This is a genomic window from Maridesulfovibrio bastinii DSM 16055, assembly GCF_000429985.1.
In the GTDB taxonomy this organism is placed as follows: Bacteria; Desulfobacterota; Desulfovibrionia; order Desulfovibrionales; family Desulfovibrionaceae; genus Maridesulfovibrio; species Maridesulfovibrio bastinii.
The window spans coordinates 26,048-44,003 of the sequence record NZ_AUCX01000020.1 but is presented as its reverse complement, the minus strand read 5'-3'; the positions used below and the strand labels follow the sequence as shown (position 1 = coordinate 44,003).

The window sequence follows — 17,956 nt, the reverse complement described above, 5'->3', positions numbered from 1 at the left end:
CCATAAGAAGTAACTCAAACTCCTGACAGATTCTGTCGAAGAAGGTGCAATATAGGTCGCTTCGCTAAAGCTCTATCCCGTGCCGCTGCATTTTGGCATAGAGAGTATTTCGTCCTATTCCCAGAGCTTTTGCAGTTTTGCTTATGTTGCCGTCATAAAAATCCAAAGCTTCACGAATAGTATTGGCTTCCATATCTTTGAGGGTGAAACCGCTGCTTAAAAGAGCAATAGGCGTGTGCGCATCTTTTGTTTTATCAACAAGAGACTCAGGCAGATGCTTCGCCTCCAGCCATGATTCTGACATGTTGTTTATGGCATATTCAATACAATTAACTAGTTCCCGAACGTTTCCCGGCCATTCGTAATGCATAAGAATATCACGGACCTCTTCAGTCATTCCATCACATTCTATACCAAAATCTTCACACATGCGCTTTAGATGAAATTCAGCCAGCAGCACCACATCATCGCCTCTGTCTCTGAGTGGAGGCAGTTCGATACCAACCACATTTAGGCGATAATACAGGTCCTCACGAAACTGTCCCTGTTTGACCAGTTTAAACAAATCTTTGTTTGTTGCGGCGACTATTTTTACATCAACCGGCTGTGGAGTTGTCCCTCCGACCGGAACAACCTGCTTTTCTTCAAGCACCCTGAGCAGATTGACCTGCTGGGATAATGGCATTTCAGAAATCTCATCTAGAAAAAGAACTCCTTTATCAGCCCGTTGAAATCTACCGGCACGGCCCTGTTTCAAAGCTCCGGTAAAAGCCCCGGCGTTATACCCGAAAAGCTCACTTTGAATCAGCTCCTCAGAAAAAGCTCCGCAGTTCATGGCGATGAAAGGCTTTTCAGACCTTGGACCTGATTTATGGATACCTCTGGCAAATAGTTCCTTACCTGTACCGGATTCTCCATAAAGCAGTACTGTAGACGGAGTTCGAGCCGCTCTCGCGGCCTTCCGGATAACCTGCCCCATGCATTTGCTGGTGTGCAGAATATGTTCGAACCCTTCAGGAGATTCTTCCGTTGACTGGTTGTTATACTGATTCCGCTCATCGGATACAGCAAACTGGTGGTGGGTCTGTTTTTCGCAGATGGTCACAACCGTATCCAACCGGCTTCCGGTAGAGCTGTAGATGGTCAACCCGCGTACAAATAAATCCGGATTAACCAGACAGCGCATGACAATCGGTTTGCTCATTGAGGAGTGTTTTGTCTTGGCAAGAAAATCATCATAATCAAAATAATCACGAGCGCGCTGTCCGCGCAGAGTTCCCCACGGGCTGCCCAAGAGAGTCTCGGCGGCACTGCTGGCACTGATAATTTTGCCGGAAGCGTCCAGCGAAATTACTCCGGTCATTACGGAATTGAACATAGAGGAAAAAAGTGAACCGAGATGCCCCTCAAGCTCCGAGCAGTAGAGACTGCTTAAACGCTGCTCAAGAGCTCTTGTAGCCTGTAGGACCAATTCCATATTCTTGCTGTGATCTGAAGAAGTCGGCCCTGAGATATCAAAACAACCCCAGATACGGCCATGAGGATCTAGAATCGGAGCGGCAGTACAATTCCAGAGGTGGTGGCTCTGGCAGAAATGTTCTTCGCCGAAAACCTGCATTGGCCGCCCGGTACTGAGAGCTGTACCTATAGCATTTGTGCCCACACATTCTTCAGCCCAGTTGGCACCGGGACCGAAATTAAGGCGGTCAGCCTGACGCAGTACTTCCAGATCGCCGCAGGTGCGGGCCACCCGAGCTTTGGCATTGGTAAAAGTCATCAGCAGCCCCTTACTGCGGATCGCTTCGTAAGCAGTGCTTTCAACATCTTTGCATATTTTTTCAAGTGTGGAAGTAAAAGGCTCAAGCTGGGACATGGGCATAAAGTCCCAGCAACTGCGCGGAGCAGGATCAACCGCCATATCCCGGCACCTGTTCCATGAGCTGACTATATTCTCATCAATTGAACTAAGATCTACTTTATGACCTTCAACAAAATCCTTCCATTTAGAATAATCCGCTTTCGGACCTCGTTGAGAACCGGAACAACATATTGAAAATGTTGGAATATCTATATGTTCATCCGGTGTCGTACAAATTTCAAAGCCGTCACCGTCTCTAAGAAGTAAGTGCATTCTCAGTCTCCATGGCAAGGCAGTTTTTATTGTAGTTAATTGAATTATTATCTGACGCAACGGCATTCCACATGTCAAGTGTTCATAATTCGAACACATAAACGGACTAGTAACGCAATAAAAGTATTTAATTTCATACTGTTACACCAATTAAAACACTCGCTATAGCTCTCAGGTCTGTTTGTTCAACTACAGAACACACATTTATATCCAATCTCCATAACTCCCAAACAAGGTATTGATATTTATACACTTATATTCTTGGCATCACCATTGCTATTCCCGATTTCAACTAAGTACTAAAATCAGGAGGACCGGTCATGGCTCAAGAAGTGATAATGCCCAAATGGGGCTTAACCATGAAAGAAGGTAAAGTTGTCCGCTGGCTCAAAGGTGAAGGAGACCCGGTTGAAGCCGGGGAGCCGCTCTTTGAAGTCGAGACCGACAAAATAACCAACTCGGTTGAATCTCCAGCCAGTGGTATCCTTTATCAGATCATCGTGCCGGAAGGAGAAGTGGCTGAAGTTCAGGCTGTTCTTGCAATCATTGCCGCTGAAGGTGAGACACCGGCAAAGGCAGAAGCCGGAAAAGCTTCTTCCGGTGAAGCCGACGCGGTGAAAGATTCCCCCAAGGAGACTTCAGACTCAACAGAATCAACAAAAGATGAAGGAGACTTCATTAAAGCCATGCCAGCAGCCAGAAAGCTGGCAAAAGAACTGAACATATCCCTTTCAACTGTTACCGGAACAGGTCGTAACGGTTCCATAACCATGAAGGATGTTCAGGCTGCGGCGGATGCTTCTTTCGAAGGCATCAACGCCAGCAAGAAAGCCATTGAATTCGCCCGTAAAAAAGGAATTGATCTTGCTCAGGTCACCGGAACCGGTGAGGGCGGACGAATCACCAAAGCTGATATTCTGCGCGCCATGAATCCTGTGGCTGAACAGCCAGCAGCACAGCCGGCAGCTGTTGCACAGGATACCATCGTCCCCATGGACGGAGTCCGCAAGCTCATCGCTGACAACATGCTGGCAAGCCTCAACGGTGCAGCACAACTCTCAGTATTCGTTGAACTTGATGTCACGGAAATGGTCCGCCTGCGCGCATCACTTAGAGAACGCAACAAGCGCGATAAGGAATACCGCCTCTCGTACAATGACATCATCGCTTACGCCACCTGCTGCGCTTTAAAACGCCATCCGATAATGAACTCCACAACGCAGGATGACGGCATTCACCAGCACAATTATGTCAACCTTGGAATAGCTGTAGCTCTTCCAAACGGATTGATAGTTCCCAACGTAAAAATGGCTGATTCCTACACACTGGAAGAACTGAAAACAAAAGTTCGTGATGTAGCTGGAAGAGCCCGCAACGGCGGACTGGATATGGATGAGATATCCGGCGGTACGTTCACAATAAGCAACGTCAGCATGCTCGGAATGGATGGCTTCACACCGATCCTTAATCCACCGGAAACCGGAATTCTGGGCGTTGGCAGAGTTATTGAAAAGCCGGCTGTTAAAGATGGCGAAATCCAGATCAGATCAATGATGACCCTTTCCCTGACCTTCAACCACATGGCTACGGATGGAGCTCCGGCAATGGCCTTCCTGCGCGAGCTTGGAGACATGCTTGAGAATCCCGGCCTGATGATAATGTAGGATTGATATGTCCCGAAAACGGTTTGCCATAGAACTTGGATACGCAGCCGACCTGCACGGCGAGGATATGACCAAAGCCGCCATAAGAGCAGTCCGTGATGCGGTATCAAGAATATGTTTATGCGGCATTGTTGAAATATGCGGCAGGGACCGCTTTCAGGATGTTTTTGTCCACGCGGAAATTGCCGTGCCTGTACCGGAAGAAGTTGACCATGAAGCTGTCCTCGCTGTCATTCCAATAGGTGAAGCATCACTTAATGTGACCAAAGGCGGGATGAGCGTACCGGGAATAGAAGTTCCCTGCTTTGCCCCGGGGGTAAGCAATATTGTCATCGCATGCGCCGCTCTGACCGTCTCCATCGGGATGGAAAAGGACGGGGCTGAAATAGAAGAAGCATAGGAAAAACAGGCCCGTATTAATCATTACCGGGCTGAACAATCCAGAGGAGTAAACAACAATGGCTCTCAGCAAGAAGACATTGACTCAAATGTACGAAACCATGAACAGGATCAGGATGTTTGAGCTGAAGCTGCAGGAACTTTTCGCCGCAGGCGAAATTCCCGGCTTCGTACACCTTTACCTCGGGGAAGAAGCTGTCGCCACCGGAGCCTGTTCAGTGCTCACCGATGCCGATATGATTTCCAGTACCCACCGCGGTCACGGACACCTCCTTGCCAAAGGCGGAGATGTTAAGCTCATGATGGCTGAAATCTTCGGAAGGCAGACCGGATACTGCAAAGGAAAAGGCGGTTCGATGCATATCGCCGATCTTAACCTCGGTATACTCGGAGCAAACGGAATCGTAGGTGGCGGTGGACCTCTTGCCGTCGGCGCAGCTCTGGCTTCCAAATACAAACATTCCGATAACGTGACTCTCTGCTTTTTCGGCGACGGAGCATCCAATCAGGGAACAACTCAGGAATCCCTGAACATGGCCAGTGCATGGAAACTGCCTTTAGTATTCGTCAACGAAAACAACGGATATGGAATATCCTGCCCGCAGTGCAAATCCATGGCAGTTGTTGATATTGCCGACCGTGCAGCCGCATACGATATGCCCGGCGTAGTAGTAGACGGCAACGATGTTCTTGCTGTTCAGGAAGCTATTGCAGAAGCAGTTAAGAGGGCTCGCAACGGCGAAGGCCCCTCACTTGTTGAGTGCAAAACATACCGCTGGCGCGGGCATTTTGAAGGGGATGCCTGCACCTATCGTTGTGATCAGGAATTAAAGGACTGGATGGAGAAAGATCCTATCCCGCGCTTTGAAGCAAAACTTCTGGAAAACAAGACTCTTACAGAAAAAGAAGTCGAAAAAATCAAAGCTCGTATTTCCGAAGAAATTGATGATGCTGTTGCCTTTGCCAAGGAAAGTCCACTGCCGCCTGTCAGTGCGCTTATGGATGACGTTTACGCCTAAGGCAATCCAGTTAATTTTCAATAATTCATACTAAATTCAACGGAGAATATAATGTCCGAAAAAACATATCTTCAAGCACTCAATGAAGCTTTGAGACAGGAAATGGAGCAAGATGAGAATGTGTTCATTCTCGGCGAAGACGTGGGACAGTTCGGAGGTTGCTTCGGTGTCACTCAGGGCCTTTTTGATAAATTCGGGGAAGAACGTGTAATAGACACACCTATCACCGAAAGTGCAATAGTCGGTGCTGCAACCGGTGCGGCTTTCAGCGGTCTGCGCCCTGTGGCGGAACTGATGTTCGTGGACTTTATCGGAGTTTCCATGGACCAGCTGTTCAACCAGGCTGCCAAAATGCGTTACATGTTCGGCGGCAAATCCACTGTTCCCATGACTCTGCGCATGCCTCAGGGCGCCGGAATAGGCGCTGCTGCACAGCATTCACAATGCCTTGAATCATGGTTTATGAATATTCCCGGATTGAAAGTCGCCATTCCTTCAACCCCTTATGATGCCAAGGGACTGCTCATCAGTGCCATTCGCGATGACAATCCGGTGGTTTTTCTTGAGCATAAAATGCTCTACGGTGTCAGCGGGGAAGTCCCGGATGAAAGTTATACCATTGAAATCGGCAAAGCAGACATCAAACGTGAAGGCAGTGATGTTACAATCGTAGCCACATCACAGATGGTCTACACAGCTCTTGCCGCAGCTGAAAAACTTAAAGCAGACGGCATTGAAGCAGAAGTGGTCGACCCGCGCTGTGTACTGCCGCTTGATACCGAAACCATCCTCGAATCCGTCAAAAAGACACATGCACTTGTTGTTGCTCATGAAGCGGTTCGTTTCGCCGGCCCCGGAGCAGAAATAGCTGCATTTGTCGCTGAGGAGGCTCTCGAATATCTGGATGCTCCTGTAAAGCGTGTCGGGGCTCCGTTCTGCCCGGTACCCTTCTCTCCTCCCCTGGAACAGCATTATGTTCCCGGAGTTGAAGATATCGTTGAAGCAGTAAAGAGCATTCGCTAATCACCTGAAGGGAGGGCAGTTCTCACGGCTGTTCTCCCTTTAAATTTCACGGGGCAGAATATTGAGCATTGCAGCAATTATCGCAAATCCGGCTTCCGGCAAAGATATAAGACGTCTGGTGGCACACGGCAGTATTTTTGATAATCAGGAAAAGGTCCGAATGGTCCGCAGACTGATTATAGGTCTTGAACGTTCCGGGGTTACGAAAATACTATACATGCCTGATTCATATCAGATTGTTCCCCGCGCCCTCAATTCAATCTCACCATCCATTCCGATAGAACCCATAGAAATGCCCGTCAAAAACAATCAGACCGATACCATGGTCGCGGCAGGCATAATGGAGACATTGGGGGCAAAAAGTCTGATAATCTTAGGCGGAGACGGTACAAGCAGAGTCGCCTGCAAAGGAACTGTGGCTGTCCCTGTTCTGCCACTGTCCACCGGAACGAACAATGTTTTTCCATATATGGCTGAAGCAACCATAGCCGGGCTTGCGGCAGGTCTGGTGGCATGCGGGAAACTGCCTCTCTCAAAATGCTGCTTTAAATCATGCATGTTTGATATTTTGATTGATGATGCCGTGGTTGACATCGCCCTGGTGGATGCTGCGGTGTATGATGATATTTTTCTGGCCTCAAAAGCTGTCTGGAAAATGGAAAAAATACCGCAGCTGTTTCTCACGCGCTGTAGCGCCTGCTCTATCGGTCTTTCAGCTGTAGGTGGACAGATATCTGAGATTCTCCCGGAAGAACCGCGCGCAATGGCACTGACTCTGGGAAGTCCGGCTTCTTCAACAGTTACAGCAGCAATAGCACCGGGAATGTTTGCTGAGGTTCCTATAAAAGAAATCCACGAAATGACACCGGGACAATTTTTTCCCATTAACGTCTCCCCCGGTATCATTGCCGTTGACGGTGAAAGAGAAGTTGAAATTCATCGTGGTTCATGTGCCGGAATAAGGTTGAATACCGAAGGCCCGAGGGTTATCAATATAGAAAGAACTATGAATGCAGCCAGAGAAGAAGGACTTTTCCATCAACCGTAACCACCAGAATTGGAGCAATTATGAGTGAAGTACTTAAAGCGGCATTTATTTTCATATCACCTGACGGCAATCCCGAAGAGCATAAAAGCTGGGTGCGTACAGGGGCTGTGGATCTGCTCGCCATATCTGTAAGCAGCTATGCTCAGGCGGAACAACTGGCCAAAGACCTTGTTGAAAAAGAAGGAATAAAGGCGATTGAACTTTGCGGAGGATTCGGAACAGCCGGAACAGCAAAGATTGCGGCAGCTGTGGACGTGCCTGTGGGTGTTGTCCGGTTTGATATTCATCCCGGACTGGGCAATGTCAGCGGTGATAAACTTTTCTAGCTGATTTTCATAAAAAGTGCAGGATCAAGCCCTAATATAAGGTGATTCTGCACTTTTTTACTACTATATTCTGCTATTGCTATTTGCCTGCAAGGACATGTTCTTTGGTCACAAAACAGGTAAAAGCCCCGCTGAAAACCATATCTTCTCCGCAGAAAACTTCCACTTTGACGCAATGTTTGCGCCCTTCTGAGGGCAGGCATTCAGCTTTTGCCAGCAGCACATCACCGACTACTGACGGTTTTAAAAAACGGGTTTCCGCTCCGCCAAGCACAACATTAGGATGGTTTACAGCAAGCATAGCGGCATAATCAGCAAGCCCGAATATAAAACCACCGTGAACCAGTCCACTGGCATCAGCGGCCATACTCTGAAGACATTCCAGCTTTACTTCACTTCTGCCTTCTTCCACCACAACGGGGTTGCCGCACAAAGAACGATCAATCTGATCATGGGTTTTTATTTCCATCAAATCCTCTTTTTTCTTTTAAAGGCTGTGCAACAGCATCACCGGTATGGCAGGTTGCCGGCGGAAAAAAACTTTCCCGCCGGCACAAAATAATTACCGGCACACACTAATCGAACAGATCTTCGAGTTCATCAAAAACATAGTGCATGTACATAACCTTGGGAGAGCCTCCCATTGAAATAGCCAGCATAGCCGCCTGCATGATTTCCTCCTTGCTGGCACCATGACTTGCGGCGCCCTGAATATGGAGGGAGATGCACATTTCGCACTGAGACATCATTGAACAGGCCACATGTATGAGTTCCTGTGTTTTATGATCAATAGGTCCGAATTCGGATATTTCTTTAGTAAAGGCAAGATATTTAGGAAATACGTCTCCAGCCTTCTGAGTCATTTTAGCCAAAGTGTTCGCTGCTTTTTCTGCTGCATCCATTGTTTTTTCTCCTGTGTTAAATATTGAGATACAGCATGTTAAGCAAAGAGTATGCCTCATATCCTTTTAGCTCTTATACCAGTGTTTTTAGCTGAAAACTAAACCATAACTCGCTGAAATAACGTTCATAAGATGTTCCAAAGATGAACAATGATCGAAAACAGGACAGGTTTTAAGTAAGAATTTCAGATTATGCATTTTAGCAGCATTGCAGCCGCTACAGCCTGTTTCAGTCTTTTCTAAGCAGGTTTACGGTAGTGCTTATCCGGCTTTCCAAGGTGGCATATATGTTGCTCAAAAAATTTTATGCCGACAGCTAACAAAAACCAACAGCATGCAGGATTACTGCTTGACCTTTCCATTGAAAATTACATGGAAATCTTCCGCCTGCAGGAACTTCTTCACGAAAGAAGACTGAAAAAAATGATTCCCGATGTGGTTATCATGCTCGAACATACCCCGTGTTTTACCATCGGGCGCAGTGGGAGCCGTGAGCATATACTTGTGGATGACAGCATTCTGAATCAGCACGGCATCACGGTCCATGAAACATCAAGAGGCGGAGATATAACCTACCACGGTCCCGGACAGCTTGTCTGTTATCCCATTCTATCGCTCGACGAAAACCGGGATCTGCATGCCTATGCCCGTAAAATGGAAGAAGTTATGATCCGCACTCTGGCTGCGTTTGAAATAACTGCCGGACGCAAACCGGAATATCCGGGAGTATGGGTCGAAGACCGCAAAATAGGTGCAATGGGCATAGCTGTGCGTAAATGGATAACCATGCACGGGATATCACTTAATGTCTTTCCTGATCTGCGCCATTTTTCCTTCATAATCCCCTGCGGAATCACTTCGTACGGGGTAACTTCCATGTCTGAAATCAAATCAGGTCCCATTGATATTAAAACCGTCCGGACTGAAATGTGTAATCAGTTCAGCCGGATCTTCAATATGGAGCTGCAAAGCACCACCTTGGAACAACTCACAGGAGAGGAATAAAATGCAAAAACCAGAATGGCTTGTTCTTCCGGCACCCAATGCACAACACATGGACAATATTCGCGATCTTCTGGGAAAAGGACACCTTCACTCTGTCTGTGAGAGTGCGCAATGTCCGAACATAGGTGAATGTTTTGCCAACAAAACCTGCACCTTCATGATTCTGGGTGACATCTGCACGCGTAATTGCGCCTTTTGCGCCGTGACACACGGAAAACCGGGCCTGCCGGACCCGGATGAACCTGAAAAACTTGCTTTAACAGCAAAACAGCTGGGATTGCGCCATGTGGTGGTGACCTCTGTAACCCGTGATGATCTTCCGGATGGTGGAGCTGGACATTTCGCCGAGACAATAAAAGCTATCAAACGTGAAACGCCAGACGTTACAGTTGAAGTGCTTATCCCGGACTTCAAGGGCAATGAAGCAGCTCTACAACAGGTTATAGACGCCAATCCTGAAGTAATTAATCATAATGTGGAAACTATTCCGCGCCTGTACCCGACAGTCCGTCCATCCGCCAAATATCAACAGTCTTTACAACTGCTGCGTAATGTTTCCCGGCTGAGCACAAGACAGTCAATCACAACAAAATCAGGTTTAATGCTCGGACTGGGGGAAACCAAGGATGAGGTTGTTCAGGTTATGAAAGATCTGCTTGAATTCGGATGCAATACACTGACAATCGGACAATACCTTGCACCCTCGCCGAATCATCATCCGGTTATCGAATATGTTCATCCCGACCAGTTTAACGAGCTTTCTGAAATTGGAACTGAACTTGGATTTTATCAGGTTGTTTCCGGACCGCTGGTACGCAGTTCGTACCATGCCGGAGAAAGCTTTGCCCGCTTAAGTTCTGAATGCGGATTATGCCGATAAAGGATTCAGCACAGGCAGGCGCAGTTTTTGTTTCTCAGTGTTGAAAACAATAGTCTGCTGCTGCGCGTTGGAATATTTTTTAACAGCCCGGGCAACTGTATAGTTCAGGTTGAGAGGATCATTTTCTAAAGACGGCAGGTGATAAATGACAACTGTTTCCGGCTTTAAAATATTATTGATAATTTTACGGCCCTCAGCATTATGATAAAAAATCGGGTTCACAAAAACTGTATCCGGTTTTAATCCTTCAAGAGCATTTTCAAAATATCCGGGATGATGGTCGGCGTCCCCGGTGAAAAGAATATTTCTGCCACCGAGTGAAAGCATGAAGCAGTCATTACGCACGTCCTGATATTGCGGTCCCATGTGACGGGTGCCGACAACGGTCACTTTAAGCCATTTTTCAACTGTAAAAATTCTTGATTCCCCAGGCTCAAGCCCAAGAGTTGTGCAGGGTATTCCACGCAAGCCGGCCTCACGCAGTAGGGACGACAAATTTGGTGACCCTCCGGCTTCATCAGGTAGAAACAAAGCTTTTGCCGCCCTTTGCTTTATATGCTCCATCACATATTCCACCGTGAAATGATCAGGATGTTCATGGGTAAAAAATAAATAATCCAGATTATTATATGGCGGTGATCCGGTCTTCATAAGGTGTAGATCCATCAGCGGAACCTGATTGAACGGATGGCCGTCTTCATGGTGTATGCCGTCCACAAGCATCCCGCGTCCCTGATAGCGGACCAGAACTCCGGCATTTGCTACAAGCTGTATTTCTATGAAGTCATTATCCATAACTTTCAGTTTAATATCTCTGAGTCCTAAAAGAATAAGGGGGAAGAACCAAGAGGCTCTCCCCCGTAATCATCCGGAAGAATCATACCATAGTTAAATTGGCAGGTAATACAAAGGCTTTATAGGTACACCGTCCATAATTCATAAGAGACAGAATCTGTCCAGTATTTCAATTCATATTTAATATTAATTATTCTTCCGGCCTGACAATAATTTTTATGTTTTCATCCTTATTGTTGATCAGCTCCAGAAAACCTTTTTCAACAATATCCTCAAGCTCTATACGCCCGGTGATCATAGGCCCTGCTTTCAGCTGTCCTGTGGCCAGTAAAGCAGACACACCCTGAAAATCCCTCAAAGTATAGGCCAGAGTTCCGATTACTTTTTTGTCGGTTCCGCTCAGACTGAAAAAATTAAAAGAGCTGGGTTCCTCAAAAATTCCGACAATCACAGCTCTTCCGGCATTTCTCAATACATCCACTGCAAGCGGACCGGTAAATTTATTACCCACGCATTCAAACGAGACATCCGCACCGGAACCATTGGTCATGGCTTTTATTTCAGCCACGGCATCAACTTCGCTCGGATTTATTACAACATCCGCTCCGCATTCTTTAGCCTTGGCTGTACGGACAGATGACATCTCCAGCATTATTATTTTTCCGGCTCCGGCAGCCTTGGCCGCCATCAGTGTTCCCAGACCGATAGTTCCGGCACCGATTATCACCACATTTTCGCCGAGGATTGATCCGGCTTCACGCACAGCCTTAAAACCGGTTGCCAGAGGTTCTATCAATGCGCCCTCTTCAGGCGAAATTCCCTCAGGCAATACAAAGCAGAGTTCTGCGGGTATATTGACGTATTTTGCAAATGCGCCATCATTATGTAAGCCGGTAAAAGCCAGTTTTTCGCAGACATTGTAACGACCTTCCCGGCAGGTCACACATTCTCCGCAATGCTGGCAGGCGTCCGGGGCGACAAAATCACCTACACTGACATTGGTTACACCTTCACCGACCTCTACAATAGTTCCGGTGAATTCATGCCCCAGAATCAGACTGCCCTGCTTACCTGTCAAAGGATGAGGGGCCTCAGTGGGGATAAAAATAGGACCGGCAATATATTCATGCAGGTCGGACCCGCAAATGCCACACCAGTCAACCTTGACCTTAACCCAGCCGGGTTCGGGAAATGGTGGCACGGGAACAGTTTCCACTCTAACATCTTTTTGACCATGCCAAACCGCAGCTCGCATTGTTTCACTCATAAGAACCTCTTTTCGGGTTATCATATTATGGATCATTCCAGATAGCCGTTAACGAGACCTTGAACACACAAAACGAATTGCACCACTTATGCCACCCAAAGTCAGAAAAACCGCACTGAACAAAACTTCAGAGGTAATGAATTCTTAATATCAGGATGTTATGAAAATTTTCTGCAAAAGGAAGTGGTTTGAACGAAGGTGTCATCTTAAAAGCAATTGTCAGGCTTCATGTCCTGAATCAGAACACCTGCAGATGGAGTGACCGTTTTCAGAACAGTAAATATTTTTTCCCGCTCAGAGAGCATTGTCCGGCCTGAACATTACCGGAATAAAATTAAATTATGCAGACTCAAAATCCGAGTTCCTTAAGCTGTCCGGCACAGACCTTACTATATGCATGACTGATACATAAGGCACACTTGGATTCAATTTATTAGACATTACCAGCTACACTTATGAAATAAAATTTTATTTTTCCTGCAATGGAAAACCATCCCAGAATACTTTCTACAAAATCAATAGTTTATTAAAGCAGATAAAGAATAACCCCGGCTTGACAATATTAATATTTTTCAAATAATCATACATTAGTGTTATTCTTTTAAAATATATGTGACTAATTATTCAGACACATATTAAGGAGGATACCTTATGTCAGGATGCACACCTAAGTCGGCTCCGGAAGTGGTCCCGGTCGACTTATCTTTAATCACCCCGGAGAAGGAGGGTAGCATGCGAAAGATTGAAGATGTTATGTATCAGACCAACGCCCCGGACGGGGTCAACCCGGACAATGTCTTTTTTGTTCAGGTTGATGCCACCAAATGTGAGGCGTGCGGTACATGTGAAGAAGTATGCGCTACCGGTGCAATTCAGTCTATCAATGAAGACGGAATACATCAGGTCGTAGATACTTCAGCCTGCATGAATTGCGGTCAGTGTCTTGTAAATTGCCCCTATGGAGCAATATACGAAGGCGTTTCATTTGTAGATGAAGTTTTTGAAAAACTGCGTGACCCTGATACCGTGGTCGTTTCAATGCCGGCACCGGCAGTCAGATACGGTCTGGGTGAATGTTTCGGCAAGCCTACCGGAACTTATGTCGGCCCGCAGATGCACGCCGCATTACGGCAGCTGGGCTTTGATTACATCTGGGACAACGAATTCTCAGCCGATGTAACCATCATGGAAGAAGGAACAGAACTTATCAACAGGGTAAAAAATGCTGGCAAGAAGGGAACTCTTCCTCTACCGCAGTTTACTTCCTGTTGTCCCGGATGGATGAAATTCGTGGAAACATTCCACCCGGAACTTCTTCCCCACGTCTCAACCTGTAAATCTCCTATCGGTATGCTGGGATCACTGGCAAAAACCTATGGAGCCCACGAAACAGGCACTCCGGCCAAAAAAATGTACACTGTCTCCATTATGCCGTGCATCGCCAAGAAATACGAGGGAATGCGCGAAGAAATGGCCGACAGCGGCTACAGGGATATTGATGCCACTATCAACACCCGTGAGCTGGCCTACATGATTAAAAAAGCCGGAATCAACTTCAACTCTCTCAAAGGCGAAGATCCTGATCCGGTTCTTGGAGAGTCAACCGGAGCAGCAACCATTTTCGGTACCAGCGGCGGTGTTATGGAAGCAGCCCTGCGACTGGCATACGAAGTTTTATCCGGCAAAAAATTAGATAACCCGGATATCAAAGTTGTCCGCACCCACGAAGGCATCAACTCCGCAGATGTCAAAGTACCCGGTTTCGGCACAGTCAAAGTTGCGGTGGCAAGCGGTCTCGCTAATGCCAATAAACTTTGCGAAGAAGTGAAAAGCGGTAAATCACCATACCACTTCATTGAAATCATGGCCTGTCCCGGTGGCTGTGTAAACGGCGGAGGACAACCGCTTGATCCTGACGTGCTGGCTTCTCTCTTTAAAAGCACTGTTGCCAGAATCAATCGTCGTTTCCGCGCCAGACGGCCTCAGGCATAGGCAGGGAGGATATAATGAGTATCGGTAAAATAAACAGACGAGGCTTTATCAAAGCCTGTGGTGTTATGGCCGGATATGCGGTTCTTACTGCAAATATGACCAAAGAAGCTGTTGCCGCAGCAATGGAATTTGTCGGACTGCGTCAGGCTCAGGTATATCATGCTGACGCTAAAATATATAAAATCCGCAAGTCTCAAGACAATCCCATGATTAAAAAACTCTATGACAAAAAACATGGTTTTTTACATGAGGGTCCTTGCGGACACATGTCCCACCGTCTTCTGCATACGGACTACACTGATCGTAGCGCCCGTGTTTCCGCTTTAAAAGAGAATGGCTTCAAATTGAAAATTTAATTTTCAACCAACCCACCTTAAGCCTGCGGCAAGGTTTTTTGCTGACCCAAGGGCCTTTAATCCTCTGCTTTTAGAATCAAAAAATTACCTTGCTATCCCAGCTTTTATTTGCCACATTTTTTTCATAAGTTATTTATTAGTAATAAATTTTATTGATTTGTAACACCTGTTATGACAAGCTGAATTCCTCGCAACATATAGAGTTATCAAGTTTTTATCTAATCCTGCTATCTTTTAATTCGGGGAATAAGATGGAGAAAAGAATAGGAATTGTAGGTGTTATCATTCATGAACGAGTTCAGGCAGCTCCAAAGGTCAATGAAATGCTGGGTAAATTCGGTGAGCTTATCGTCGGTAGAATCGGCCTGCCATATAAAGACAAAGGGATCAATGTCATCGGCCTTATTGTGGAAGCTACAACTGATGAACTTGGTGCTCTGACAGGGAAACTCGGCATGATCAAAGGTGTCCGGGTTAAATCTCTTATGGTCTGATCATGGAAGAATTTCGTCTTGAACAAGATGCTCTAGGCTCACTGGAAGTCCCTGAAAACGCTTTATATGGAATACACTCACTGCGAAGCGCAAGAGCATTCAATTTTTCCGGGCAAAAACTGTTTCCGGAATTCATTTCAGCAATATCCGATGTAAAGCTGGCCTGCGCTGCAACAAATTTCAAGCTTGGATATTTAGACCCTGAAAAATTCAAAGTTATTGAACAGAGCTGTAAAGAAATATCCAGCGGCAGATGGCACGACCAGTTTATAGTCGATCCCTATCAAGGTGGCGCAGGGACCTCGACCAATATGAATGCCAACGAGGTCATAGCCAACAGATCAATTCAGCTTTCAGGCGGAAAAGCTGGAGATTACAGCCTGATACACCCTCTGCATGACGTAAACATGCATCAGTCCACAAATGATGTTTTCCCTACAGCGTTGACAGTAGCTTCACTGCGCCTTTTAAAAACACTCGAAGACTCAGTTGCCGGACTTCAGGAAGTATTCCAGAAAAAAGAAGCTGAATTAAGGGATGTTATAAAATCTGGGCGTACAGAATTGATGGACGCTGTTCCCATGACCATGGGGATGAGTTTTTCAACTTTTGCCGAAGCTTTTTCCCGTGACCGCTGGAGAATTTTCAAAAGCCGTGAACGCATTAAAAGGATAAATCTTGGAGGCACCGTTCTGGGAACAGGAGTGGGAGCCCCGAGAGATTATATCCTACAGGCCGCATCGATGCTCAAGAATATTACAGGACTCCCTGTTTCCAGAGCTGAAAACATGATCGATGCAACCCAGAATATGGACCGCTATGTAGAGGTTTTCGGAATGCTGAAAACTTATGCCGTAAATCTCTATAAAATATCCTCCGATTTACGGCTGATGGGCAGCGGACCTGCCACCGGGTTAGGAGAGCTGAACCTGCCACCTGTTCAGGCCGGGTCCAGTATAATGGCCGGCAAGATCAATCCGGTTATGCCGGAAGCAGTCTCACAGGTCGCTTTGCGGATAATGGGCAATGATCACATTTTCTCTTTCAGTGCAGCATCAGGTCAGCTTGATTTAAACCATCTTATGCCCCTGCTGACTCAAACACTTCTTGAATCTTTACGCCTTCTGAACAGGGCGACAACATCTTTCAGCAGTTATTGTAGCGGGATAACAGCCAACAAAGACCACTGCCGTGCTGAAGCTGAAAAAAGCAGAGGTCTGGCAACACTTTTAGTTCCATATCTCGGCTACGCCAATGTTGAACAGTTGCTCCATGAAGCGGTTGAAGAAGGGATAACTTTCAAGCAACTGCTTATCCGCAAAGAAATTGCCGACTCCAGTACTCTTAATAAAATGCTTGAGCCTTCATCGCTGTGCCGCATGGGATTTGTGAACGGAGAATACACATTTAAGAAACCGGGCAGCCCTGACAGCCCGGAACAGGAGATAAAATGTCAGACAGTGCACCACGGGGAGTAAGGCTGGTAATTACTCTGGTAGGACGGCGGAATGTAGGCAAATCTTCATTGATTAATTCAATTGTCGGGCAAAACGTAGCCATAGCTTCATCCACTCCCGGCACAACAACAGACCCGGTTCTAAAGCAGTATGAGCTTCTGCCCTTTGGCCCGGTTACATTCTATGATACCGCAGGTCTGGATGACGAAGGTGACCTTGGCCAGCTCCGCATATCAGCTACCAAAAAAGTTCTTATGCGCACGGACGTTGCCATAGCCGTAATCGATGAAAGTGGGGTTTCCGAATATGAGCGCGAGCTTATAGACAAAATGCTCGGGCTTGATCTCAAAATTGTTGCAGCATTCAATAAAAGCGACCTTTCAACTCCAGCAAGTGCGGATATAAACTTTTTCTCTGAAAAAGGCATACCGACAATAAAGGTCTCTGCTGCTGATTCTTCAGGGATAAAGGAACTTAAAGATGCGGTAATGAATGCCGCTCCGCAGGAGATGAAAGAGGAACCTGTTCTTGCCGGAGACCTTTTTGATGAAGGAGATCAGGTTGTCTGCGTTGTCCCCATCGATCTTGCAGCTCCCAAAGGCCGGCTCATCCTGCCCCAGGTACAGGTCTTGAGGGAAATACTGGACAGGGATGCGTCAGGAATTGTCGTCAAAGAACGTGAGCTTGAAGCTGTTCTTGGCAATATGCGCACTCCCCCCGCATTGGTTATTACGGACTCGCAGGTTGTCCTGAGTGTAGCTGGCGATGTGCCGGAAGAGATTCCGCTGACAACTTTTTCCACACTTTTTGCCCGTTACAAGGGTGACATCTTTGAGCTTGTTTCAGGAGCTGAACAAATAGACAAACTCAAGGACGGCGACAGTGTTCTTATGTGTGAATCATGTTCACATCATCCAGTGGCTGATGATATCGGCAGGGTCAAGATACCACGCTGGATCAAGCAATATACTGGTAGAGAACTGAATTTCGACTTCTATGCCGGTCATGATTTTCCTGATGATCTGGAAAAATATTCACTGGCTGTGCACTGTGGCGGCTGCATGACCAACCGCCATGAGGTTTTGCGCAGAATAAGAGAATGCAAACGCAGAAATGTACCTGTCACAAATTACGGGGTATGTATCTCAAAAGTACAGGGACTGCTTGAAAGGGTTATCAAACCGTTTTCATTATGAAA

General features: G+C 46.7%; 18 protein-coding genes. 13 read left to right on the top strand and 5 right to left on the bottom strand.

Annotated elements, in window-relative coordinates:
- Positions 1 to 64: 64 nt before the first annotated feature.
- On the bottom strand, positions 65 to 2,131 hold the full coding sequence (locus tag G496_RS0111110) for a sigma-54-dependent Fis family transcriptional regulator (protein ID WP_027179357.1): 2,067 nt from the start codon (positions 2,129 to 2,131) through the stop codon (positions 65 to 67).
- A 320-nt stretch (positions 2,132 to 2,451) separates the two neighbouring features.
- On the opposite strand from G496_RS0111110, the gene G496_RS0111105 reads away from it, so the two are divergent.
- The 6 genes from G496_RS0111105 (at position 2,452) to G496_RS0111080 (ending at position 7,610) form a co-directional block, all read left to right on the top strand.
- Positions 2,452 to 3,795 (top strand): dihydrolipoamide acetyltransferase family protein, encoded by a 1,344-nt coding sequence (locus tag G496_RS0111105; RefSeq protein ID WP_027179356.1) that lies wholly within the window; start codon positions 2,452 to 2,454, stop codon positions 3,793 to 3,795.
- A gap of 7 nt (positions 3,796 to 3,802) precedes the next feature.
- Positions 3,803 to 4,195, top strand: a complete 393-nt coding sequence (locus tag G496_RS0111100) for a Lin0512 family protein (RefSeq protein ID WP_027179355.1) — start codon at positions 3,803 to 3,805, stop codon at positions 4,193 to 4,195.
- A 58-nt stretch (positions 4,196 to 4,253) separates the two neighbouring features.
- Complete coding sequence (locus G496_RS0111095; protein WP_027179354.1) at positions 4,254 to 5,213, top strand: thiamine pyrophosphate-dependent dehydrogenase E1 component subunit alpha; 960 nt, start codon at positions 4,254 to 4,256, stop codon at positions 5,211 to 5,213.
- A 51-nt stretch (positions 5,214 to 5,264) separates the two neighbouring features.
- On the top strand, positions 5,265 to 6,236 hold the full coding sequence (locus G496_RS0111090; RefSeq protein ID WP_027179353.1) for an alpha-ketoacid dehydrogenase subunit beta: 972 nt from the start codon (positions 5,265 to 5,267) through the stop codon (positions 6,234 to 6,236).
- Between the two features lie 61 nt (positions 6,237 to 6,297).
- Positions 6,298 to 7,284 carry an NAD(+)/NADH kinase gene (locus tag G496_RS0111085; protein WP_027179352.1) on the top strand — a complete coding sequence of 329 codons (987 nt, stop codon included), beginning with the start codon at positions 6,298 to 6,300 and terminating at the stop codon, positions 7,282 to 7,284.
- Between the two features lie 20 nt (positions 7,285 to 7,304).
- Entirely contained in the window at positions 7,305 to 7,610 is a 306-nt protein-coding gene (locus G496_RS0111080) for a DUF6506 family protein (RefSeq protein ID WP_027179351.1), read from the top strand.
- Positions 7,611 to 7,689: 79 nt separating this feature from the next.
- On the opposite strand, the gene G496_RS0111075 is transcribed toward G496_RS0111080, so the two are convergent.
- Both G496_RS0111075 and G496_RS0111065 read right to left on the bottom strand, forming a co-directional pair.
- Complete coding sequence (locus G496_RS0111075) at positions 7,690 to 8,079, bottom strand: PaaI family thioesterase (RefSeq protein WP_027179350.1); 390 nt, start codon at positions 8,077 to 8,079, stop codon at positions 7,690 to 7,692.
- Between the two features lie 106 nt (positions 8,080 to 8,185).
- The gene (locus G496_RS0111065) at positions 8,186 to 8,512 is read right to left on the bottom strand and encodes a carboxymuconolactone decarboxylase family protein (RefSeq protein WP_027179349.1); all 327 of its coding nucleotides are present in this window, start codon (positions 8,510 to 8,512) and stop codon (positions 8,186 to 8,188) included.
- Positions 8,513 to 8,818: 306 nt separating this feature from the next.
- Here G496_RS0111065 and lipB point away from each other — a divergent pair, with 306 nt between their 5' ends.
- Complete coding sequence (lipB, locus tag G496_RS19455) at positions 8,819 to 9,517, top strand: lipoyl(octanoyl) transferase LipB (RefSeq protein ID WP_051294987.1); 699 nt, start codon at positions 8,819 to 8,821, stop codon at positions 9,515 to 9,517.
- Between the two features lies 1 nt (position 9,518).
- Positions 9,519 to 10,397 carry a lipoyl synthase gene (gene lipA, locus G496_RS0111055; RefSeq protein WP_027179348.1) on the top strand — a complete coding sequence of 293 codons (879 nt, stop codon included), beginning with the start codon at positions 9,519 to 9,521 and terminating at the stop codon, positions 10,395 to 10,397.
- Here the strand turns inward: lipA and G496_RS0111050 are convergent.
- Together G496_RS0111050 and G496_RS0111045 are read right to left on the bottom strand one after the other, a co-directional pair.
- Positions 10,386 to 11,192 carry an MBL fold metallo-hydrolase gene (locus G496_RS0111050; protein ID WP_034633061.1) on the bottom strand — a complete coding sequence of 269 codons (807 nt, stop codon included), beginning with the start codon at positions 11,190 to 11,192 and terminating at the stop codon, positions 10,386 to 10,388. The genes lipA and G496_RS0111050 overlap by 12 nt on opposite strands.
- Positions 11,193 to 11,382: 190 nt before the next feature.
- Positions 11,383 to 12,459, bottom strand: a complete 1,077-nt coding sequence (locus tag G496_RS0111045) for a 2,3-butanediol dehydrogenase (protein WP_027179346.1) — start codon at positions 12,457 to 12,459, stop codon at positions 11,383 to 11,385.
- 732 nt (positions 12,460 to 13,191) lie between these two features.
- On the opposite strand from G496_RS0111045, the gene G496_RS0111035 reads away from it, so the two are divergent.
- From G496_RS0111035 to hydF, 5 genes are all read left to right on the top strand, one after another.
- A complete protein-coding gene (locus G496_RS0111035; protein ID WP_245577904.1) occupies positions 13,192 to 14,451 on the top strand; it encodes a [FeFe] hydrogenase, group A in 1,260 nt (419 codons plus the stop codon).
- 14 nt (positions 14,452 to 14,465) lie between these two features.
- Positions 14,466 to 14,807, top strand: a complete 342-nt coding sequence (locus G496_RS0111030) for an iron hydrogenase small subunit (RefSeq protein WP_027179344.1) — start codon at positions 14,466 to 14,468, stop codon at positions 14,805 to 14,807.
- Positions 14,808 to 15,058: 251 nt separating this feature from the next.
- The gene (locus tag G496_RS0111025) at positions 15,059 to 15,301 is read left to right on the top strand and encodes a TM1266 family iron-only hydrogenase system putative regulator (RefSeq protein WP_027179343.1); all 243 of its coding nucleotides are present in this window, start codon (positions 15,059 to 15,061) and stop codon (positions 15,299 to 15,301) included.
- 2 nt (positions 15,302 to 15,303) lie between these two features.
- Positions 15,304 to 16,779 (top strand): aspartate ammonia-lyase, encoded by a 1,476-nt coding sequence (locus G496_RS0111020; protein ID WP_027179342.1) that lies wholly within the window; start codon positions 15,304 to 15,306, stop codon positions 16,777 to 16,779.
- Positions 16,752 to 17,954, top strand: coding sequence for a [FeFe] hydrogenase H-cluster maturation GTPase HydF (hydF, locus tag G496_RS0111015; RefSeq protein ID WP_027179341.1), 1,203 nt, complete (start codon positions 16,752 to 16,754; stop codon positions 17,952 to 17,954). The genes G496_RS0111020 and hydF overlap by 28 nt, the downstream gene beginning before the upstream one ends.
- Positions 17,955 to 17,956: the final 2 nt, after the last annotated feature.